At 30.8% G+C, this 21,777-nt stretch carries 19 protein-coding genes; 8 read left to right on the plus strand and 11 right to left on the minus strand.

Annotated elements, in window-relative coordinates:
- Window positions 1-25: 25 nt before the first annotated feature.
- From DPIF8902391_RS01240 to rlmH, 5 genes are all read right to left on the minus strand, one after another.
- Window positions 26-823 (minus strand): ABC transporter ATP-binding protein, encoded by a 798-nt coding sequence (locus tag DPIF8902391_RS01240; protein WP_172504807.1) that lies wholly within the window; start codon window positions 821-823, stop codon window positions 26-28.
- A 2-nt stretch (window positions 824-825) separates the two neighbouring features.
- Window positions 826-1,857: a FecCD family ABC transporter permease gene (locus DPIF8902391_RS01245; protein WP_172504808.1), complete on the minus strand. Its 1,032-nt coding sequence runs from the start codon at window positions 1,855-1,857 to the stop codon at window positions 826-828.
- A 19-nt stretch (window positions 1,858-1,876) separates the two neighbouring features.
- Entirely contained in the window at window positions 1,877-2,455 is a 579-nt protein-coding gene (locus DPIF8902391_RS01250; RefSeq protein ID WP_058886235.1) for a non-canonical purine NTP diphosphatase, read from the minus strand.
- 104 nt (window positions 2,456-2,559) lie between these two features.
- Window positions 2,560-3,453, minus strand: a complete 894-nt coding sequence (locus DPIF8902391_RS01255) for a coiled-coil domain-containing protein (RefSeq protein WP_058884699.1) — start codon at window positions 3,451-3,453, stop codon at window positions 2,560-2,562.
- A gap of 138 nt (window positions 3,454-3,591) precedes the next feature.
- Window positions 3,592-4,065 carry a 23S rRNA (pseudouridine(1915)-N(3))-methyltransferase RlmH gene (gene rlmH / locus DPIF8902391_RS01260; RefSeq protein WP_058884700.1) on the minus strand — a complete coding sequence of 158 codons (474 nt, stop codon included), beginning with the start codon at window positions 4,063-4,065 and terminating at the stop codon, window positions 3,592-3,594.
- A gap of 156 nt (window positions 4,066-4,221) precedes the next feature.
- Between rlmH and nadC the strand changes: the two genes are divergently transcribed.
- From nadC to DPIF8902391_RS01300, 8 genes are all read left to right on the plus strand, one after another.
- Entirely contained in the window at window positions 4,222-5,082 is an 861-nt protein-coding gene (gene nadC / locus DPIF8902391_RS01265; RefSeq protein ID WP_058884701.1) for a carboxylating nicotinate-nucleotide diphosphorylase, read from the plus strand.
- Window positions 5,083-5,158: 76 nt separating this feature from the next.
- The gene (locus tag DPIF8902391_RS01270) at window positions 5,159-7,303 is read left to right on the plus strand and encodes a M3 family metallopeptidase (protein WP_058884702.1); all 2,145 of its coding nucleotides are present in this window, start codon (window positions 5,159-5,161) and stop codon (window positions 7,301-7,303) included.
- A gap of 220 nt (window positions 7,304-7,523) precedes the next feature.
- Window positions 7,524-8,453 carry a YihY/virulence factor BrkB family protein gene (locus DPIF8902391_RS01275; protein ID WP_172504809.1) on the plus strand — a complete coding sequence of 310 codons (930 nt, stop codon included), beginning with the start codon at window positions 7,524-7,526 and terminating at the stop codon, window positions 8,451-8,453.
- 76 nt (window positions 8,454-8,529) lie between these two features.
- The gene (gene hisS / locus DPIF8902391_RS01280) at window positions 8,530-9,894 is read left to right on the plus strand and encodes a histidine--tRNA ligase (protein ID WP_058884704.1); all 1,365 of its coding nucleotides are present in this window, start codon (window positions 8,530-8,532) and stop codon (window positions 9,892-9,894) included.
- Window positions 9,895-9,938: 44 nt separating this feature from the next.
- Complete coding sequence (gene folE / locus DPIF8902391_RS01285; RefSeq protein WP_172504810.1) at window positions 9,939-10,631, plus strand: GTP cyclohydrolase I FolE; 693 nt, start codon at window positions 9,939-9,941, stop codon at window positions 10,629-10,631.
- A 307-nt stretch (window positions 10,632-10,938) separates the two neighbouring features.
- Complete coding sequence (locus tag DPIF8902391_RS01290) at window positions 10,939-14,208, plus strand: SusC/RagA family TonB-linked outer membrane protein (protein ID WP_172504811.1); 3,270 nt, start codon at window positions 10,939-10,941, stop codon at window positions 14,206-14,208.
- A 28-nt stretch (window positions 14,209-14,236) separates the two neighbouring features.
- A complete protein-coding gene (locus DPIF8902391_RS01295; protein ID WP_172504812.1) occupies window positions 14,237-15,622 on the plus strand; it encodes a SusD/RagB family nutrient-binding outer membrane lipoprotein in 1,386 nt (461 codons plus the stop codon).
- 105 nt (window positions 15,623-15,727) lie between these two features.
- Window positions 15,728-16,894, plus strand: a complete 1,167-nt coding sequence (locus DPIF8902391_RS01300; RefSeq protein WP_172504813.1) for an alkaline phosphatase family protein — start codon at window positions 15,728-15,730, stop codon at window positions 16,892-16,894.
- A gap of 88 nt (window positions 16,895-16,982) precedes the next feature.
- Here DPIF8902391_RS01300 and DPIF8902391_RS01305 read toward each other — a convergent pair whose 3' ends face one another.
- The 6 genes from DPIF8902391_RS01305 to DPIF8902391_RS01330 all read right to left on the minus strand — a co-directional run bounded on the left by DPIF8902391_RS01305 (window position 16,983) and on the right by DPIF8902391_RS01330 (window position 21,754).
- The gene (locus DPIF8902391_RS01305) at window positions 16,983-17,681 is read right to left on the minus strand and encodes a response regulator transcription factor (RefSeq protein ID WP_058884708.1); all 699 of its coding nucleotides are present in this window, start codon (window positions 17,679-17,681) and stop codon (window positions 16,983-16,985) included.
- A 10-nt stretch (window positions 17,682-17,691) separates the two neighbouring features.
- Window positions 17,692-19,254, minus strand: a complete 1,563-nt coding sequence (locus DPIF8902391_RS01310; RefSeq protein ID WP_058884709.1) for a sensor histidine kinase — start codon at window positions 19,252-19,254, stop codon at window positions 17,692-17,694.
- A 105-nt stretch (window positions 19,255-19,359) separates the two neighbouring features.
- Window positions 19,360-19,953 carry a dephospho-CoA kinase gene (gene coaE / locus DPIF8902391_RS01315; protein WP_198912922.1) on the minus strand — a complete coding sequence of 198 codons (594 nt, stop codon included), beginning with the start codon at window positions 19,951-19,953 and terminating at the stop codon, window positions 19,360-19,362.
- Window positions 19,953-20,888 (minus strand): YbbR-like domain-containing protein, encoded by a 936-nt coding sequence (locus DPIF8902391_RS01320; protein ID WP_172504814.1) that lies wholly within the window; start codon window positions 20,886-20,888, stop codon window positions 19,953-19,955. Before DPIF8902391_RS01320 ends, coaE begins: the two co-directional genes overlap by 1 nt.
- An 81-nt stretch (window positions 20,889-20,969) precedes the next feature.
- Window positions 20,970-21,287, minus strand: a complete 318-nt coding sequence (gene yajC, locus DPIF8902391_RS01325) for a preprotein translocase subunit YajC (protein WP_101914367.1) — start codon at window positions 21,285-21,287, stop codon at window positions 20,970-20,972.
- Complete coding sequence (locus tag DPIF8902391_RS01330; protein ID WP_058886236.1) at window positions 21,287-21,754, minus strand: DUF1573 domain-containing protein; 468 nt, start codon at window positions 21,752-21,754, stop codon at window positions 21,287-21,289. Before DPIF8902391_RS01330 ends, yajC begins: the two co-directional genes overlap by 1 nt.
- Window positions 21,755-21,777: the final 23 nt, after the last annotated feature.

Raw genomic sequence — 21,777 nt, forward strand, 5'->3', positions numbered from 1 at the left:
CAATAATTATTACCAAAGGTCAAATTTAATTATTCTTTATAATGAATTGTTTTAATGTTTTGTTAAAACTGATAAGTTCTTTAGGAAATAGCGAATCAAAAGCGTTTTTTTTGATTAATTCTTGCGAATTTCCGCAATAAATTTGTGTATCGGCAAGTAAAATAAATTCGTCGGCAAGTTGAATGGCAATATTTACTTGATGGGTAGAAATAATAATAGTTTTACCTGTTTGTTTGACTAATTTTTTTAACAACGAAAACACCTTAAAGGTGTGATGAATGTCTAAATGTGCGGTGGGTTCATCTAAAATAATAAGGTCGGTATCTTGGGCTAAAGCACGTGCAATAAGAACGCGTTGTAATTGCCCGTCGCTTAATTGGTAAAAGGGTTTATTTTTTAAATGCGCAATATCAGTTTGATCAATTGCCCAATTAATTTTGTCAATATCGCTATGTGTTAAGCTATCAATCCAATTGGTATAAGGCTGTCTTCCTAAGGCAATTAATTCAAAAACAGTTAGTTGGCTTTCAGGTAAACGCTCGGTTAAAACCAAACTTAAAGTGGTTGCTAATTCTTGAAATGAATAGTCTAAAATGTTTTTCTGATTAATTTTAACGCTGCCTTTTAATGGTTTTTGAATATTAGAAAGCGTACGCAATAAAGTTGATTTTCCTGCGCCATTTTTACCTAAAAGCGCTACAAATTTTCCCTGTTCTATTGTTAAATCAATGGCTGAAAGAACAATATTTTGTTCTTTTTTTGATTGATAACCGATGGCTAAATTTTCAGTAGTAAGCACCGTGTTTTTTTTAGAATTTATCAAAATTATACATGTATTTTTTTCTTACGAATTAATAACCAAATTACCACAGGTGCGCCAAATAGCGAGGTAATGGAATTAATAGGCAAGGTAAATTGGCTTGTTGGTAATTGTGCAATTGCATCGCAAATTAATAAAATAATGGCACCAATAAGAGCTGCTGCGGGTAGTAATATTTTATGGTTTGAGGTAGTAAAAATTATCTTAGCAATATGAGGAATTGCAATGCCAATAAAGGCGATAGGCCCTGAAAAAGCCGTAATTACACCTGTTAATAAACTGGTAATTAGTAAAATAATGGTTCTGCTTTTTTTAATATTAATCCCTAAGCTTTTAGCGTAATTTTCACCTAACAAAAAGCTATTTAAAGGTTTTATAATACTAAAACTCGCTATAATTCCGATGCTGTAAATACTAGCAAAAACAGCCAATTCTTGCCAAGATAAATTCCCTAAACTTCCAAAACTCCAAAATAAATATTGTTGAATTTGTGCTGCTTCACTAAAATAAGACAATACGCTAATTACCGCAGAAGTTAAGGAGCCAAACATTAATCCGATAACTAAAATAGCCATGGTATTTCGCACTTTATTAGCCGCTATAATTACGGCAGATAAAACCAAAAAAGCACCTAAACTAGCGCCGATAGCCAGCGTCCAATTAGAAGTTGTTATTGAAAACAGCGCAGTACCAAATACCCCTGAACCTAAAATAAGCAAGGCAACACCCAAACTTGCGCCCGATGAAATTCCTAAAACAAAAGGACCAGCTAACGGATTTCTGAATAAAGTTTGCATTAATAACCCACAAATTGACAAGCCTGAACCTACCATAACAGCTGTGATTGCTTTTGGTAATCGGAAATTTACAATAATGGTTTGCCAACTTTCTTTCGTTGCAGTTCCGCCTGTTAATGCGTTAAAAATATCTTTAAAAGGAATGGAAACCGAGCCTAAACTAATATTTATAAAAAAAACGACAACTAATAAAATCGCTAAGATGACAAAATGTTTGCTGTATTTTTTTGAAGTATTCAATAGTGAATAGAAGTTTAATTTAAGCGTTTGATTTTAAAAATTCCACTAATTTTTGAATAGCTAATCCGCGGTGACTAATGGCATTTTTTTCTTCGGATGTCATTTGTGCAAACGATTTGTTAACGTTTTGAGGCTTAAAAATAGGATCGTATCCAAAGCCTTTTTCGCCTTGTTTTTCAGTTAAAATATCGCCTTTACAAATTCCGTCAAATAAAAATTGCTGTCCGTTTAAATTTAAACAAATAGCCGTTCTAAATTGTGCTTTTCTATTTTCAGTTTTATTTAATTCCGTCAATATTTTTTGCATATTATTTTCTGAATTAGAAGGTTCACCCGCATAACGTGCCGAATAAACGCCAGGTTCTCCGTTTAAGCTTTCAACCTCTAAACCGGTATCGTCAGCAAAACAATTTAATTTGAAATTATCAGTAATATGGTCTGCTTTTATTTTAGCATTTCCTTCTAAAGTCGTTGCTGTTTCTTGAATATCATCAAAACAATTAATATCTTTTAAAGAAAGTAATTCAATGCTATTTGGAAGCATTTTTTGTACTTCAGCAAGTTTATTTAAGTTATTAGTAGCGAAAACAAGTTTCATATAAGTTAAAATTTTAAGTACACAAATGTATTGTTTTTTAGGTAAAAAAAAACGAAATACAACCCTTGTTATATTTCGTTTTTTCAATAAAAAGTATAAGGAATTTATCCTTTTAATTTATTTAATTCTACTTGTTTGGCTGTTATTTCAGCTTGTATTTTATTTAAACGCTCTTCAATTCTAATAATAATCGCTTTTTTACGAGCAATGCTTTCTTGTGATGCTGTAGGGTCTAACTGTGCTTTGTTTAATTTGGCTTTCATTTTATCTAAGCCCTCTTTAGCACTAATTAAAATTTCTTGATTGATGCTAATATCATCTTCATAATCGCTAATTAAAGTACCTTTTTCTTTAACGATAGATTTTTCCTCAGCTTTAATTTCATTGTCTAATTGTTTTAATTTTTCGGCTTGTAAATGTAAAGCTTCTTGTTCTTTTAAATAGGCAATTTCTTTAGCTTTACGATCTTCTTCTAATTTTATACGAGCTTTTTCTAACTCTTGTTTTCGCAATGCTAATTTAGAAAGTGTATTGTTGGTGTTTTCAAGTGGCTTTGGCTCTTGAGCTTTTTGAGTCTGTTTAGCGAACTCAACTTGTGCTGATTTGTTATTCTTTTTGGCTTTGTTATTTTTTTGAGCTGCTTCTTTCCCTTTCTTTTTAGCTAATTTTGTTTCAAGAGTTGCTAATTCTTGTTTTTGATGCTCAATTTGAGCATTTAATTTTGTTAATTTATTTTCTATATTATTAACAATATTTTCTTTTCTTCGGATATTTTCTTTAGTAGCTTTTTTACTTTTTTTGAAGTTTTCTAAATTGCTATTTACACGTTTTAAGGCTTTAATACCACTCATTAAAACAGCTTCATTCGCACTAATTTTATTTTTTTGAATCTTTACGTTGTTTTTTAAAATTTTAATGTCACTTTGAGCACTTGTTTGTTGTGTTCCTATAATAAAAGTGAAAAAGATAGTAGTTAAAATAATTTTGATTGTATTCATAACGATAGTTATTGTTTTTTTCTTGATTTTTTTGGGGGATGGCAAAATTACGGATTTTGAGGCCTAAAAATAGCTTAAAAAGTGTTAAAAAAAATATAATTTAAAACAGTAAAATTCTAATAAAAAGCCACTTATATATTATTCATGATGATACGGCTCATTGCGTAAAATAGTAAAACCACGGTAAATTTGTTCTACAATAAACAAGCGAATCATTTGGTGTGAAAAGGTCATTTTTGATAGCGATATTTTTCCTGTCGATTTTTTGTAAATAGCATCAGAAAAACCATAAGGACCGCCAATAACCAAGACCAATTGTTTGATGCCCGAATTCATTTTTTTCTGTAAATATTGCGAAAATCCAATAGAGGTAAAGTCTTTTCCTTTATCGTCTAACAACACCAATTGATCGGTTGCTTGTAATTTGGCTAAAATTAATTCGCCTTCTTTTTCCTTTTGTTGTGATTCACTTAGGTTTTTTACATTTTTGATATCGGCAATAATTTCCAATTCAAATTTTACGTAATGTTTTAACCTGTTTTGATAATTATCAATGAGTTGCATTAAATTTTTATCATCAGTTTTACCAATAGCGATTAGTTTTATTTTCATAAGTTATAAAAGGGTATAAAGGGCTGTTAATTTGAATTAATTTTATCTGCAAATTTATTTATTTAAACTCATAAAATTCATCAGAAAGAATAATTTAATTCCGTAGGATAAAATCAATCCGTATTTTTACGGGATAATTAAAGAAGACAGAAAAGCATGATATCAAAAGAACAATTTAACAAAGAGCTAAATTTAATAATAACAAATGCGATTCGTGAAGATATTGGCGATGGCGATCACACCTCATTATCATGTATTCCTGCGGATGCTATGGGTAAGGCAAAATTATTGGTAAAAGATCAGGGGATTATCGCAGGCGTTGAATTTGCTAAAATGGTTTTTAACTATGTTGATGCCGATTTACAAGTAGAAACCTTTATCAACGATGGCGACTCTGTAAAATATGGCGACATTGTTTTTTATGTAACAGGAAAATCGCAATCTATATTAATGGCAGAGCGTGTGGTTTTAAATGCGATGCAACGCATGAGTGCTATTGCTACGAAAACTGCTTTTTTTGCCGATTTATTAAAAGGAACAAACACCAAAGTATTAGATACGCGTAAAACAACGCCTGGAATTCGTGCTATTGAAAAATGGGCGGTAAAAATTGGTGGAGGCGAAAACCATCGATTTGCTTTGTACGACATGGTGATGATTAAAGACAATCATATTGATTTTGCGGGTGGAATTACACAAGCAATTACTAAAACTAAAGAATATTTAGCAGATAAAAAACTAGACATCAAAATTATTGTAGAAGCACGAAGTTTAGAAGAAATTAAAGAAATTTTATCAAATAAAGGCGTGTACAGAATTTTAATCGATAATTTTAATTATGAAGATACTCGCAAGGCAGTAGCTTTAATTGGCGATACTTGTTTAACAGAATCATCAGGAGGAATTACCGAAGAAACCATCCGTAAATATGCCGATTGTGGTGTCGATTTTATTTCATCAGGCGCTTTAACGCATTCAGTTTATAATTTAGATTTAAGTTTAAAAGCAGTAGATTAATTTAATAAAGTGTCATTGAAGCAAAAGCAGTAATCTTTTTGTTTGAATTTGTTTCAATGATAAAATAAGTAAGACAATGAAAAAACATATCATCGTAGCAACAACAATTGCTTTGGCAGTATCTTGTACTACAAACCCAAGTGAAAAAGCTAAAAAAGATAAAAACGCCGTGAAAACAGAAAATACCATAAATAGTGCAAATAATCCTTTGTTGGTTAAAAGCACTTTAGCGTACGGAGCGCCTGATTTTACTAAAATTAAGAACGAACATTTTATGCCTGCTATTTTAGAAGGGATGAAATTACAAAATCAAGCGATTCAAAGAATAATTGCCAATAAAGAAGCGGCAAACTTTAAAAACACAGTTTTAGCTTTAGAGCAAAGTAGCGAAACTCTAGACAACGTTACCGCTGTTTTTTACGGATTAACAGGCGCACATACAAACGATACACTTAAAAGTATTCAAAAAGAATTAGCTCCAAAATTTTCTAAACATTCCGATGATATTTTATTAAATACTCCATTGTTTGCTAAAATTAAAACAGTGTACAATGCTTTAGATACGGCTAATTTAGATGCTGAAAGCACACATTTAGTAAAAGAATATTACAAGAATTTTGTAAAAGCAGGCGCTAATTTATCCGAAGATAAAAAAGCCGTTTTAAAGGATATAAATTCTGAAATAGCAACTTTATCGAACGATTTTGGTAAAAAATTATTAGACGCAAGTAAAAAAGGCGGTGTTATAATTACTGATGTTAAAAAATTAAAAGGTTTTTCTGCGGATAAAATAAAATCATTAGAAAAACAAGCTGATAATACTAAAACTTACGAAATTCAGCTAGTAAACACTACGCAACAGTCATCATTACAAAGTTTAGAGAACAGAGAAGTTCGTAAAGAATTATACGAAAAATCTATTCACAGAGCCGATTCAGGAACCTACGATACCAGTGAATTAGTACAAAAAATGGTTTCTTTAAGAGCTAAAAAAGCGCAAATTTTAGGTTTTGAAAATTACGCAAGTTGGAGTTTGCAAGGAACGATGGCAAAAACGCCCGCTAAGGTTTTTGAAATGTTTGAAGGTTTAATTCCAGGATCTTTAGAAAAAGCATCCGCAGAAAAAAAAGAAATTCAGGCTGAAATGAACAAGCAAGTTAAAGGAGCAACTTTAGCCGCTTATGATTGGAATCATTATGCCGAAAAAGTACGTACATCAAAGTATAATTTAAATGAAGATGAAATAAAACCCTATTTCGAAATGACCACCGTTTTAGAAAAAGGAGTGTTTTATGCCGCTACAAAATTATACGGAATTACCTTTAAAAAACGTACCGATTTACCCGTTTATCACAAAGATGTCGTTGTGTACGAGGTTTTTGAAGAAGACGGAAGTAAATTAGGCTTATTTTATGGCGATTTTTATGCTAGAGATAGCAAACGTGGTGGTGCGTGGATGAGTTCTTTTGTAAAACAATCAAAATTACGAAATCAAAAACCTGTAATTTATAATGTTTGTAATTCGTCAAAACCTGCCGCTGGCGAACCTGCTTTAATAAGTTTTGATGAGGTTGAAACAATGTTCCATGAGTTTGGGCACGCTTTACACGGTTTATTTGGAAACCAACAATATGCTTCTATTTCAGGAACAAGTACTTCTAGAGATTTTGTAGAATTTCCGTCTCAATTTAATGAAAACTGGTCAACACATCCAGCCATTTTAAATAACTATGCGGTGCATTATAAAACAGGAAAAGTAATTCCTGCTGAGTTATTGAAAAAAATTAAAGATGCTGGAACTTTTAATCAAGGGTATTCAATGATTGAAAATTTAGCATCGTCGAGCTTAGATATGAAATGGCACACGGTTTCTGCAAATACTAAAATTGAAGATGTGGCTAAATTTGAAGAAGCTGCCTTAACTCAAATGAAATTAAAACTTGCCGAAATTCCACCAAGATACCGCTCAACCTATTTTGCACATATTTTTAGTGGCGGATATGGCGCTGGATATTATTCATATTTATGGACAGAAATGCTAAGCCACGATGCCTACGCTTGGTTTAAAGACAACGGGTTATTAACACGTGAAAACGGGCAAAAATTCCGTGAGCAAGTTTTGTCAAAAGGAAACACGATGGATTATGCAAAAATGTATCAAAATTTTGCAGGAAGAAATCCTGAAGCTACCCCAATGTTAAAAGCAAGAGGTTTAAAGTAGTAAAAAACTGAATTTTTAAGCTGAATTTAGTTCAGGTTTGTACTTTGATATATAAAAATACGGTGTTTATAGTTCGCTATAAGCACCGTATTTTATTTTTAATAATCGCACTATTTTATGAGCTATAATTTATGAGTTCCTTAGGTGTTTTAATGCTTTTATATCTTAAAACGATTGTATCTTTGTTATTATAAAAATTGTTATAATTAGATTTTAAATAATGACAAAACCAATAGAAAATAGACTAAGTAAAATACCTATAATTAATTTATTGGTGATTTTTTTGAAGAAAATAAAAATACCGAGGCTGCAAGGAATGAGCCTATACGATGTTATTGAATTATATGTAATCGGCATTGTAAAAGGCGCTTTAACAACAAGAGCAGGAGGAATTGCGTTTAGTTTTTTTATGGCTATTTTCCCTTTTATGTTATTTATTTTAACGCTAATTCCGTACATTCCTATTGATGGATTTCAAGAAAATCTCTTCGGATTAATCCAAGAAATGCTACCGCCTAAAACTTTTGATGCCGTCGATTTTGTGTTAAAAGATATTATTAATAATCAATATAGTGGTTTATTGTCTTTTGGATTTTTAGCTTCTATTTTTTTAATGACCAATGGGGTAAATGCTATTTTTGGAGGTTTTGAATATTCGTATCATATCAAAGAAATTAGAAGTATTTTTAGAACGTATTTTATTTCATTAGGTGTATCGTTATTAATGTCCTTTTTTTTGATAATAACAGTGATTTTAATTATTCTATATCAAGTAGCACTTGTTAGTATTGACAATACAGGTTGGCTACATACCGATGATTTAAACTTGTTTTATTGGGGGCGAGGTTTGTTATTTTTAATTATGATTTTCACGATTGTTTCACTGTTATTTCGCTTTGGAACAACTCAAGGAAAGGATATAAAGTTTTTTTCAGCAGGCGCTATTTTAACCACTGTTTTATCGTTGTTTACATTTTATATTTTCGGGATTTATGTGGTAGAATTTTCTACTTATAATCAGTTATATGGCTCGATTGGAGCGCTCTTAATTTTGATGCTTTTTATTTGGATAAACGCCATTATTTTATTGTTAGGTTTTGAATTAAATGCGTCAATTTACCGATTAAAACGTACCCATAAAACTTCGTAAATTAGCGATAAATTCAGATATTTGCATTTAAAGTGGGTTTTAGTATTTTATTGAACCCTTAATTTTACCATCAATTATGAAACCATCAATTCCAAAAGGAACAAGAGATTTTTCATCAACAGAAGTTGCGAAAAGAAATTATATATTTAATACCATAAAACATTCGTTTGAAAACTTCGGATTTCAACCTATTGAAACGCCAAGTTTTGAAAATTCATCAACCTTAATGGGTAAATATGGTGAAGAAGGAGATAGATTAATCTTTAAAATTTTAAATTCTGGCGATTATCTAAAAAAGGCGGATCAAACCTTATTATCTGAAAAAAATAGCCAAAAAGTAACGGCTCAAATATCAGAAAAAGCATTACGTTACGATTTAACAGTGCCATTTGCACGTTACGTAGTACAACATCAAAATGATATTACTTTTCCTTTTAAAAGATATCAAATTCAACCTGTTTGGAGAGCCGATCGCCCGCAAAAAGGACGTTTTAGAGAGTTTTATCAATGTGATGCTGATGTTGTAGGAAGTAAATCGTTATTACAAGAAGTTGAATTTATTCAATTATACGATACTGTTTTTAGTAAATTAGGCTTAAACGGAGCGACTATCAAAATTAATAATCGTAAGATATTATCAGGAATTGCACAGGTGATTGGCGCATCTGATAAATTAATCGATTTTACGGTAGCTCTTGATAAATTAGATAAAATAGGAAAAGAGGGTGTTGTAAAAGAAATGCTTGAAAAAGGAATTTCACAAGATGCCATTGAAAAAGTAGCGCCGTTATTTAGTTTTTCAGGAACTAATCAAGATAAATTAAGTTCTTTAAGTGCGATGTTAGAAGCATCCGAAGAAGGTTTAGCAGGGGTAGAAGAATTGCGTACCGTTGTAAATATGATTGAAGAAATTGGTTTAACTTCGGCAAGTTTAGAATTAGATGTAACTTTAGCACGTGGTTTAAATTATTACACAGGTGCAATTTATGAAGTTGCTGCACCAAAAGAAGTAAAAATGGGTTCTATCGGAGGCGGAGGTCGTTACGATGATTTAACAGGGATTTTTGGTTTAAAAGATGTTTCAGGAGTTGGAATTTCTTTCGGATTAGACAGAATTTACTTGGTGATGGAAGAATTAAACTTGTTTGAAGCGGTTGAATTGCCAAAACCTCGTGTATTATTTTTAAATTTTAACGAAGCGGAGAATTTATCAAAAATAAAAGCGATTAAAAATTTAAGAGAAAGCAATATAAAATCAGAGTTATACCCTGATACCGCAACGAGTAATAAGCAAGAAAAGAAACAATGGAAATATGTTGGTAGCAGAGGCATAGAATTTGTTGTTACCGATGTAAATAACGATGTGTTTGTTTTAAAAAACATGCTAAATGGTGAGCAAACTACTTGTTCTTTAGACGAATTGAAAAAAATAATACAGTAAATTAAGTACAATGTTGTAAATTTGTGCCCTAATAAAAGAAAGAAATGTTTGAAGTGAATAGCAACAAAATGAATGAGGATAGAATCGATGATATAGGAGATAATCATGTAGGAACCTCGGCTAAAAACCCTTTAAGAGCTGATGCTTTTGATTTATCTGACCAAGAAAAAATAGCTAAAATCCAAGAAAGTGTTAAAGATATTCTAGAAACCTTAGGGATGGATTTAACCGATGATAGTATGCAAGGAACGCCAAAACGTGTTGCAAAATCATTTGTGAATGAAATTTTTATGGGATTGAATCCTGCAAATATGCCAAAAGCATCTACTTTCGAAAATAATTATAATTATGGCGAAATGTTGGTGGAGAAGAATATCGTTGTATATTCTACCTGCGAGCATCACTTATTGCCAATTATAGGACGTGCGCATGTGGCGTATATTTCTGGTGGAAGAGTTATCGGTTTGTCTAAAATGAATCGTCTTGTTGAATATTTTTCGAAAAGACCACAGGTACAAGAGCGTTTAACCATGCAAATTGTACAAGCAATGCAAGAAGCTTTAGGAACGCAAGACGTAGCCTGTGTTATTGATGCAAAGCATTTGTGTGTAAATTCAAGAGGAATAAAAGATATTGAAAGCTCAACAGTTACTGCTGAGTTTGGCGGTAAGTTTAAAAATAAAGAAACAAAGCGTGAGTTTTTAAATTATTTAAAAATGAACACTGATTTTAATTAATAGTAACATTAATTATATATTTTATAAAACGGACAACTTTAAAGTTGTCCGTTTTTTTTGTGTAAAATAGTATTACTTGTTGTAAACAAAAAAGAAGTAAGATGCTTTAAATTAACAATTGAATTTTGTAATCATCTGATAATTAGGTTTATTAACGTTTAGTTTAATTTGATGTCTTGTTATTTTACACTGGCATTACGCTAGCGTATCTTTTAATAGGTGTTTTCTTAACGTTCATAATTGTACATACGGTCAAATTATAATTTAATTTGAATTGTAATTTTTAACGATTGTAAAACGTAAGTAAATGAATAATTTTAAGCTTTTTGTAAGCATATTGCTAGGTGTTTTTATTAGTAGCACAATTTTAGCACAATCTTCTACTATTTCAGGAGTAATTAGCGACGGTAGCTATCCATTGCCAGGGGCAAGTGTGGTGTTAGCAGGAACTACTATTGGAGCAGATACCGATTTTGATGGTAAATTTGAACTAAATAAAGTAACTTCTGAAAAAGTAACTTTAAAAATATCTTTTATAGGATATCAAGAAAAAAGAGTACAGGTCTCTTTAAGTAAAGGAGCGCATAAAAAGCTAGGAACAATTGTTTTAAAACAGTTAGAACAACAATTAGATGAGGTTGTAATTACAGCTTTAGGAATTAAAAAAGAAGAAAAGGCTCTAGGATATTCTGTATCAAATTTAAAAGCAGCAGAACTGAATCAGGCAAAGGAAACAAATTTAGTAAATGCTTTAAATGGAAAAATTGCAGGTGTTCAAATTACCAACGGATCTACAGGTGTAGGTTCAACATCAAGAGTTGTAATCCGTGGAGAAGCCTCTTTAACATCAACAGCTAATGGTCCTTTATTTGTGGTTGATGGAGTGCCAATTCATAACAATACTATTTTTGGTACAGGTCAAAATACGGGTGGAAATGAAATGCAAGAGGTCGATTATGGTAATGGTGCTTCTGAAATTGACCCTGATAATGTAGCGAATATTAGTGTATTAAAAGGTGCAAATGCGGCAGCTTTATACGGTTCTCGTGGTTCTAACGGAGTCATATTAATAACCACTAAAACAGCAAGACGAAATAAAGGTTTAACCGTTACCGTAAATACTGGTACAACAATCGAAAAAGCGTTGAGGTTGCCAAAATATCAAAATAAATACGGGCAAGGATGGGCAGGAAAGTTTAAATATGCCGATGGATTAGCGAATGATTTAGGTATAAATGATCAGGAAGATGTTTCTTGGGGTCCAGAGGCAAATGGTCAATTAGTTACTCAGTTTGATAGCCCAACAACATCGGGAGTAAGAGCTGGAGATATATTCGTAAGAGGATGGGTTAGGGATGCTAATGGAAAAATTATATCGCCAACAACAATGCCGAACGATATTATTGCAACGCCATTTGTAGCAAGACCAAATAATGTAGAAAATTTTTATAAAACAGGGTTTACAACCACTTTTAGTACCGCAATAGGGTTTGGAGCAGATAAATCAGACTTTTTATTTAGTTTTGGTTCTTTAGACAATCAAGGAATTATCCCTAATACAGGCTTAAAAAGAAAATCATACCGAATAAATGGAAGTGTTGATTTAACCGATAAGTTAAAAATTTCGTTAAAATCAAACTATATAAAATCAAGTAGTGATAACCGCCCAAGTTCAGGATATGGTTCAGAATCGGCAATGTATATGTTTACCTGGTACGGACGAACAGTAAATACATCGGCTTTAAAAAATTATTGGCAAAAAGGCTATGAAGGTTTAGAGCAGTACAACTATAATTATGCTTGGCACGATAATCCTTATTTTATGCTCAATGAAAATACCAACGCTTTTAATAAGCACAGGCTTTTAGGGAATATCCAATTGGAGTATCAAGTATTAAAAAACTTGAAGTTTCAAGCAAAAACAGGAATGGATTATTACACCGATAAAAGAGCCTCAAAAAGAGCTTATAGTACGCAACGATTTTTAAAAGGAGCTTATAAAGATGAAAGAGTTGATTTTACAGAGGTAAATACCGATTTTTTATTTTCTTATGATAAAAAAATAAATGATGCTTGGAATGTTGATGTGAATTTTGGAGGAAATCAAATGAAACAAGAAATTAACTTTTTATCGAGTATGGCAAATGGTTTGGTTATTCCAGGGCTTTATAATCTTCAAAATTCTATATCAAACGTAGTAACAACGCAATATAAAGAAGAAAAAGAAATTAATAGTTTATACGGTACGCTAGGTATTGGGTATAAAAATAAAGTTTTTGTAGATGTAACGGCAAGAAACGATTGGTCTTCTACATTACCAGCAAAAAACAATTCTTATTTTTATCCATCGGCATCTGTAAGTTTATTGATCGATAAAATTTTTGAAATGCCTGAAGCTTTTAGTTTCTTTAAAATTAGAGGTTCTTTCGCCCAGGTTGGTAATGATACGTCTGCGTATAATTTAAAAACACCATATTCATATCAAACACCCTATGCAGGAAATAAAACATTAAGTAGAAGTTCGGTATTATTAAATGAAAATTTAAAGCCAGAAATGAGTACTTCTTATGAATTTGGAACAGATTTAAGAATGTTTAATGGAGCTATAGGAATCGATTTCACCTATTATAAATCTACTTCGGAAGATCAAATTATGTCGGTTCCAATTACCAATACAGTAGGGTATAGCGCACAAATAATCAATGCGGGTAAAATTGAAAATAAAGGAATTGAAGCTTTGTTAACGATAAAACCTATCCGTAATGAAAATTTTGCTTGGACAACCAGTTTAAACTTTTCTAAAAACCAAGGAACAGTCGTTGAGTTAACAGAAAACATGGACGTTTTAACCATGGCATATGCTTCGGTATATGGTGCGGAAACTTCAAAAGTTTTTATACAGGCAAGAAAAGGAGAGAAGTTAGGAAATATGTACGGAAGAAAATTCGAACGCCATAACGGAAAAATAGTTTACAAAGACGGTAAGCCAGTTGTAAATGATAAGTTACAATTATTAGGAAACTATAATCCAGATTTTTCTTTAGGATTTAAAAATAGTTTCAAATATAAAAACTTTGATTTATCTGTTTTAATGGATTGGAAACAAGGTGGAACCATTATTTCAAGAACAAAACAGATAGCGGCGTATGCTGGAAATTTAGATATTTCTGAAAATAGAAATAATTACCAAGACATTGTACCTGATGGCGTAAAGAAAGTAGGCAGTGAATATGTTGCTTTAACCGATGCCGATGCAATAGGTTGGTGGAGTTATTACAAGCCGTTGTACAATAGAAAAAATCAACAAGAAACAGGGATTGTAGATGCCACTTATGTAAAATTAAGAGAGGTAAAGTTTGGCTATAATGTTCCTGCTGGTTTGATTGAAAAATTAGCAATGGAATCTTTAAAAGTATCTATAGTAGGTAGAAACTTAGGATTATGGACACCATCGTCAAACCCTCATTTTGATCCAGAAACTTTAGCAATGCAAGGCGCAAATGTTGTTCCAGGAATCGAGGACGTATCGTATCCATCATCAAAAAGTTACGGAATCAATTTTTTATTCAAATTTTAATTAAAGAAACTTAGAAAACTTAGAAAATATGAAAGTTACTAAAATATTTAAAGGATTTATAGTCCTTGCAGTTGCAACCTTTATTTCTTGTGATGATTTTGGCGATATTAATGTAAACCCAAATGAACCAACTACTGCCCAGGCAACTTATTTACTAACCAATGCAATTTATACGGTAGGAAATCAAACGACTAGCGGTGGTTTTACCTACGCAAGTATTTTAATGCAAGAGCAAGGGAAGTCTGATTTTAATGTAATAGATCAATATAAAATTGATGCCAATAATTCACTTTGGATTACCAATAACAGGCTTTTAGGAGATATGAATGACGTTTTAAAAGAGCAAAAAACAAATGCCTCGATTAAAGCTGTTGCCAAAATAATGAAGGCTTTTATTGGCGCACAATTAACCGATTTATATGGTCCGATTCCTTTTTTTGAAGCAGGCGATAAAAATAATTTAACACCAAAATACGATAAACAAAAGGATATTTATACGGCTTCAAATGGTGTTTTGCAATTACTTTCTCAGGCTGTGAGTACTTTATCAAAAGATAAATCTTCAATAACAGGAGATGTAATGTTTGCGGGAAATAAAAATGCTTGGATAAAATTTGCAAATGTTTTAAGATTGCGTTATTTGCTTAGGATTAGTGATAAATACCCCAATGCGGCTGCTCAAATAAATCAGATTGTAGCCTCAGGAGATATTTTTAAATCGAATGCCGATAATGCTATTTTACCATTTACTTCAGCACCAAATAATTGGTATTTATCAACAGCAAGAGAAGGCGATTTTAAAATTTTAAACATTACAACGACTATTTTAAAAATGTTAACCGACAGACAAGATCCTCGAATTTCTTTTTATTATAAGCCAAACGCGTCAAATACCTATGTAGGAATAACACCAGGTTCAAATGATAGATCGGTTAATTACACTGGTTTATCGGATAATTTAAGAGCAAGCAATGTATTAGATATGGTTTTTGCAAGCTATTTTGAGCAGGAGTTTATTTTATCCGAAGCAGCAAGCAAAGGTTTTATCGATAGCTCAAAAGCAAAATTACATTATGAAAATGCGGTAAAAGCAAATTTTGAATATAGAAATATAGAAATTCCTACGGATTATTTAACTGCAACATCAAAAGGAGCCTTTAAAGGAACGGTAGAAAATATTATAACACAAAAATACTTGGCAAATATCATGTCGGGTTATGAGTCTTGGTTTGATTATCGAAGAACAGGATTTCCTGTTTTAACAGCAGCGCTTAATAATACAAATTCAGATAAAATACCAGTGCGATTTAAATATCCATCGGAAGAAACTTTTACTAATAAAGTAAATAATACCACAGCAGTTTCTTGGTTAGGAGAAAATAATTATAACGCTGAATCTTGGTGGGATAAATAAAAGAATAAAATAAATTTTAAAGACAAACCAAACCTGTTGTGATTATTGTTTTGCAAAGCAATTACAGCAGGTTTTTTTAATATTAGTACTTCAAATAAAGTAATTATGATAAAAATAAAAGTGTTTTTTATCTTGTTTTTAATAGCTTTAACTGCCTGTAATAAACAAGTAAATAATAAAAATAATCAGCAAGAAGAAAATAAACAAGCCCAAAAGAAACCTGCTACCCCAAAAGTTGTTTTAATAACGTTAGATGGTGTTCGTTGGCAAGAATTATTTTCAGGAGCAGATTCTCTGTTAATTTCTAATGATAAATATGTAAAAGACACTGCAGTATTAGCATCGCATTTTTGGGCAAAAAAACCAAGTAAAAGAAGGGAAGTTTTGTTTCCTTTTATGTGGAGTTATATCGCTAAAAATGGTGTTATTTATGGAAATAGAAAGGAAGGTAATAAAGTAAATTTAACCAATAATCGTTGGTTTTCATATCCTGGTTATAGTGAAATTTTATGTGGATTATCAGATGATAAAAGGATAAAAAGCAATGCTAAAATTGATAATCCTAATAAAACAATTTTAGAATTAGTAAATAATTCAGAAGCTTATAAAAATAAGGTAGCTGCTTTTGCTAGTTGGGATGTTTTTCCGAGTATTATTAATAGAACAAGAAGTAAATTACCAATAAATGCAGGTTTTGAATCTGCCGATAGAACAACAGGTATTTCAGCGGTAGAAAAACAATTAAATAGCTATCAAAAACAAACACCAAGCCCTTGGCACAATGTACGATTAGACGTTTTTACACATAATTACGCTCTTAATTACATGAAAGAAAAACATCCTGATTTGGTTTATATAGCCTACGGAGAAACCGATGATTTTGCCCACGATGGTAAATATGATCAGTATTTAAACGCTATAAAAAGATCGGATACTTTTATTAAAGATTTGTGGAATTTTGTTCAAAATGATACTTATTACAAAAACAACACTACCTTTATTATAACCACAGATCACGGACGGGGAACAGTGCCTTTAAAAACATGGAAACATCACGGGAATAACTTAAAAGACCATGGTAAAACATATACAATTAAAGGATCAGACCAGGTTTGGCTTGCTGCTTTTGGAAGTGGAATTAAAAAGCAAGGAGAAATAAAGATTCAAAATCAGTTGTATAGTAATCAAATAGCTACGACGATTGAAAATATCTTAAAGGTGGATGTTTTAACAGGTGAAGCAAGTAAAGAAAAATTACCATTTATAGATTAAAGTCTGTACTGTTTTTTGTGTAAAAAAAGTAAAAAAAAGACTTCCTGGGAAAAGGAAGTCTTTTGTACTGTTTTTATGTTGTAGATAATTATACTTTTTCTAACAATCGAAAACCTTCCCCGTGGATATTGATAATTTCAACATTTTCATCACCCTTTAAGTATTTTCGAAGTTTAGCGATATACACATCCATACTTCTAGAAGTGAAATAATTATCATCTCTCCAAATTTTTGTTAAGGCTAATTCACGTGGCATTAAATCATTTTTATGCACCGCTAACATTCTTAATAATTTACTTTCTTTTGGCGAAAGTTTTTGAGCCTCAGCACCATTAAGTGAAAGATGACGTAATTTAGAATTAAATTCGAAGTTACCAATTTTAAATTCAAATTCATCAGAATCACTTGACTTTTCGTTCTCTTTACGTTGTAAAATTGCTTTTATCTTATGTAATAAAACTTCCGAATCAAAAGGTTTATTTAAATAATCATCAGCACCAACTTGATATCCTCTTAAAACATCTTCTTTTAATGTTTTAGCAGTTAAAAATATAATAGGCACTTCTTTGTTTGTTGCTCGGATATCTTGCGCTAATGAAAAACCATCTTTACGAGGCATCATTACATCTAAAATACATAAATCATATTCACCGTTTTTAAACATAATTAATCCGTCAATACCATCTTTGGCAAGTGTAACGTTATAATCGTTTAAGGCTAAATAATCTTTAAGAACTGTTCCGAAATTAGGATCGTCTTCTACTAATAATATTTTTTTGCTTCCCATGTATTTTATTTTATATTAATGGTAATTTCACTGTAAATAAGCTTCCTTTACCTTTTTCACTTTCAACGTAAATAGACCCTTGATGGTTGTCAATAATTTCTTTTACATAAGCCAATCCTAAACCGTGTCCTTTTACGTTGTGTATGTTTCCGTTATGTTCTCTGTAAAATTTATCAAAAATATATTTCTGAGCATTTCTACTCATTCCAATTCCTTGGTCTTTTACTTTAAAAATAAAGTATTTATTGGTGCTTTCGGTGTAAATATCAATTTTAGGCGCGCCTTCTGAATATTTTAAAGCGTTTTCTAATATATTCACGATAATATTTGTTAGGTGAAATTGGTTTCCAAGAACCTCGGTAGATATTGCTTGATAATGCGGAGTTACCGTTCCGTTTTTATCATCAACTAATAATTGAATATGTTCAATAGCCTCTTCAATAGTATCGTGCATGTCGGTGGCATCTTTAGTAATTTCAATCTGATTTTTTTCTAATCTCGAAATTCGTAAAACATTTTCAACCTGTCCGTGCATTCGTTTATTTTCTTCACGGATCATTTTTACATAGCGCTTTATTTTTTCAGGTTCTGATATTATTTTTGGGTTTTTAATGGCATCTAAAGCTAAATTTATAGTTGCAATAGGTGTTTTAAACTCGTGGGTCATATTATTGATAAAATCGGTCTTTATTGCCGATATTTTCTTTTGACGAATTAATTGATATAATGACGTTGTAAAAGCCGCAATAATGATAATTATAAATAATAAAGAAAGCCCTAAAACATTAAATATTTCTGATAATAATTTTTTTCGTTCATTAGGAAATTTTATATATAACTTATATTTGCTAATGCCGTTATTATCGGCTAATAAAGGGTAATTTGCATCGTTTGGCTTTATGTTAAAATAACCCGATTTTAATTGCGTAGCCAAGCCATCTTCATATACACCGTATTTAAATTTTTGGGTGATATTCATTTTAGCCAATTCTTCTTTGATGGTAAAATTAAGTTCTTTATTGCTAATTCGTTGATTTATAGGGAAGATTTTTTTTCTTTCCTGCAACATATCTTCAATTAATTGTTTATTGAATTTAGGATAGGTTTTAAATCTGGAAACCCGACGTTCTTTAACAAAGGGTGTAAAATCATTATTTGATTTCATTATTTGGGAAAAATAAAAATCTTGTTTCCCCGAATACCGCTTAATAACAATAGAGTCATTGTTAATAAAATCACCAGGCATTTTAATGCTTTCTCCTAAAACAGTTGTTCCGAAGGTAAATTTTCTTTTATTAGTGGTGTCTATTTGTTGAAATAAATAGGTGGTTATTTTTGCTTTGGAAACAAATTTTTTATCCTTAAGAAACTCTTGATTGTTTTGAAAAAAATCAGCGTACTCTCTTTCTTTAATCCTTTCAGAAGTTCTAGCTAATGCAATTTTGATGTTGTTGTCAAATTGTTGTTGCTTGTTTTTTACAGCGTCTTTAATCCAATATACTTGAACTGAGATGATTCCTATTAAAGAAATACTCATTAAAACAACAATAAGAATAAAGATTTTCTTACCCATTATCCAAAAATAAATTAATAAACTGAAGAGAGCGTTGCTTTTAACGTATATTAACTAAGTTTTTATGAAATTAAGACAAATTTAACAAAAATGCTTTGTAAAACGTTAATTTTTTACTTTTTTAGTTAAAATAGCATGAATTATTGCCACCTGCTGTTGTGTTTTTTTACGGATAATATTTTCAATAATATAATGAGATTGTAGTGTTTTTTTAGTTTGACTCCATTGATTATTAATACGGCTTCTAACGGCATCAATTGTAGTGTTATCTCTTTTTAAAACACGTTCAATTCTAATGTTTTCAGGGGCTGTTACGGTAATTATTTTATCACAAAAAATATTGCTACCATTTTCAAAAAGAATGGCATTTTCGTATAAAATGTAGTTTTTATCGGCATTTTTAAGAATAAAGTCTTTAAAATGATTGTTTACCACAGGATGTACAATGGCGTTTAAAATAGCTAATTTATCTTTATTATTAAAAACAATATTTGCTAAAAAAGGCTTGTTTAATTGCTTGTTTTTGTAAACATCTTCACCAAATTCAGCGATTAATTTTGTTTTAATTTCATCCGAAGAGTTCATTAATTTTTTAGCTTCATTATCTGCAATATAAATAGCACTGTTTTTATACTCAGCAAACATTTTTACTACCGTAGATTTTCCGCTACCAATACCACCTGTTAAACCTATAACCATTATTTTTGTGTTTTTTTATGTATTAAAAAATCTATTTTTTTAGGAACTATTCGCAGTATTGTAATAGAATCAGGAAATTGAATTAATTTAGGCGTTAAATAAGAAGTTTCGTTACTTGTTATCTGTTTATAATCGCAGGCTATTTTAAATAAATTGGCATTTATTTTATTAAAGTTTTTTAAGCCTACCTTGTAAATTATCTTTACTTTTTTAGGAAATATATTGATGTTTTTTGGTGCATTTTTGATGCTAATAGGCACTTCTATTTCACCTTCTGTAAATTTATCAACAATGATGCTTATTTTGGCAGAATTAACCTCTTTTTTTAGTTTTTCAGGTGTTTCAATAGTCCCTTTAAGTGTGGTGCTTTCAGAAATATTTTCTAGCGTTATTTTTTTTAAATTTAAAAAAGTAATTTTATCAATTAAAGAAGTTTCTCCAGAAATTAACACATGGCTAGGAGTTATTTTTATAGGGCTAGCTAAGTCATAACCTAATTGAAACTTGAGTTCTAAATTTGCTTTTAAAGGTACTTTTTTTGACGCTAAAGTTCCCATTTCTAAAGGAATACTGTCTCTTTGAAATTTAATCAATTCAATTCCTGAATTTAGCTGTCGCTGTACTTCTGAATAGCTATTTTTAGTTAAAAAATAATAGGCATTATTTTTTTTCTTATGGGCTTTTTCTAAATTGAGTTTTATATTAGAATTTATAAAATTTTGGGCAATTAATTTAAAACCACTTCCTTTTACTACAAGTGCTATTTTTTTAATGGGCGTATTAATAATTGTTTTTTGTATGGCAATATTGTTATAAGTTACTACTGTTTCTATTTCGGTAGTATATTGTTTTGATAAATTTATAAGCAACCAAAAAAGTACGGAAGCTGATAAAAATCCAAAAAAGGTTTTTGGTATGTTAAAGGTTTTTTTCAAAGTGTTGAATATGCTGCAATCTACATAAAAAACAAAAAAAGAGCGCTAATTAGCGCTCTTTTTTATAAAAAGTAGTAGTTGTTATTTTTTAACCGCTGTGTATTTTTTGCTTAATTCCATTGAAATAGCAGAGCGTTCAAATTTAATTTTACCAGCACCTGTTTCAATAGTAACAGTATTTTCGGTATCGTTAATTTCAACAATTTTACCATGAATACCACTAGAGGTAATTACTTTAATTCCTTTGACAACAGTAGCTTGGAATTTTTTTTCATCTTTTTGACGTTTCATCTGTGGACGAATAATCAAAAAATAAAAAACACCTATCATTGCTACAAAAGGAAGCATATTCATAATACTTTCTTGGGTACTTGCTTGTAAAAAAATAGTTGTAAACATTATGCTGTTTTCTTTTTAGGAGTTACCATACCTGTAATCTTAATAACTTCCTTACCTTTTACAGTGTTGGTTGTTAATGTAATAGATTTAGATTGTTTATTTGGTTTTCCACTGGTATTAAAACTTACTTGAATTTCTCCAGTTTCTCCAGGTGCAATAGCGCCTTTAGGCCATACAGGTACTGTACATCCACAACTTGCTTGTGCATTTGTAATTACCAAGTCGGTTTTACCGCTGTTTGTTACCATAAAGGTAGTTTTAACAACTTCACCTTCGTTTACAGTTCCAAAATTATGCTCTTCTTTATCAAAAGAAATAGAAGCTGTTCCTTTACTAATAGAAACATCTCTTTTTTCAGCATTTTCTACATTCTCTTTTTTTACTTTAGATGAGGCATCGCTTTTTCCGCAAGAAATAAAAATTCCTGTTGAAAGAACAACTGCAATTGCTACTGCTATTTTCTTCATGTTAAATATTTTAATTTGTTTTG

Source organism: Tenacibaculum finnmarkense genomovar ulcerans, assembly GCF_900239495.1.
Classification (GTDB): domain Bacteria; phylum Bacteroidota; class Bacteroidia; order Flavobacteriales; family Flavobacteriaceae; genus Polaribacter; species Polaribacter ulcerans.

Coding starts and splice junctions, on each gene's coding strand:
- DPIF8902391_RS01305 (WP_058884708.1), bottom strand. CDS start 17,681: ATGGGAAGCAAAAAAATATTATTAGTAGAAGACGATCCTAATTTCGGA.
- yajC (WP_101914367.1), bottom strand. CDS start 21,287: ATGTTTACAACTATTTTTTTACAAGCAAGTACCCAAGAAAGTATTATG.
- folE (WP_172504810.1), top strand. CDS start 9,939: ATGTTTGAAGTGAATAGCAACAAAATGAATGAGGATAGAATCGATGAT.
- DPIF8902391_RS01295 (WP_172504812.1), top strand. CDS start 14,237: ATGAAAGTTACTAAAATATTTAAAGGATTTATAGTCCTTGCAGTTGCA.
- hisS (WP_058884704.1), top strand. CDS start 8,530: ATGAAACCATCAATTCCAAAAGGAACAAGAGATTTTTCATCAACAGAA.
- DPIF8902391_RS01300 (WP_172504813.1), top strand. CDS start 15,728: ATGATAAAAATAAAAGTGTTTTTTATCTTGTTTTTAATAGCTTTAACT.
- DPIF8902391_RS01270 (WP_058884702.1), top strand. CDS start 5,159: ATGAAAAAACATATCATCGTAGCAACAACAATTGCTTTGGCAGTATCT.
- DPIF8902391_RS01330 (WP_058886236.1), bottom strand. CDS start 21,754: ATGAAGAAAATAGCAGTAGCAATTGCAGTTGTTCTTTCAACAGGAATT.
- nadC (WP_058884701.1), top strand. CDS start 4,222: ATGATATCAAAAGAACAATTTAACAAAGAGCTAAATTTAATAATAACA.
- DPIF8902391_RS01255 (WP_058884699.1), bottom strand. CDS start 3,453: ATGAATACAATCAAAATTATTTTAACTACTATCTTTTTCACTTTTATT.
- coaE (WP_198912922.1), bottom strand. CDS start 19,953: ATGGTTATAGGTTTAACAGGTGGTATTGGTAGCGGAAAATCTACGGTA.
- DPIF8902391_RS01290 (WP_172504811.1), top strand. CDS start 10,939: ATGAATAATTTTAAGCTTTTTGTAAGCATATTGCTAGGTGTTTTTATT.
- DPIF8902391_RS01275 (WP_172504809.1), top strand. CDS start 7,524: ATGACAAAACCAATAGAAAATAGACTAAGTAAAATACCTATAATTAAT.
- rlmH (WP_058884700.1), bottom strand. CDS start 4,065: ATGAAAATAAAACTAATCGCTATTGGTAAAACTGATGATAAAAATTTA.
- DPIF8902391_RS01310 (WP_058884709.1), bottom strand. CDS start 19,254: ATGGGTAAGAAAATCTTTATTCTTATTGTTGTTTTAATGAGTATTTCT.
- DPIF8902391_RS01250 (WP_058886235.1), bottom strand. CDS start 2,455: ATGAAACTTGTTTTCGCTACTAATAACTTAAATAAACTTGCTGAAGTA.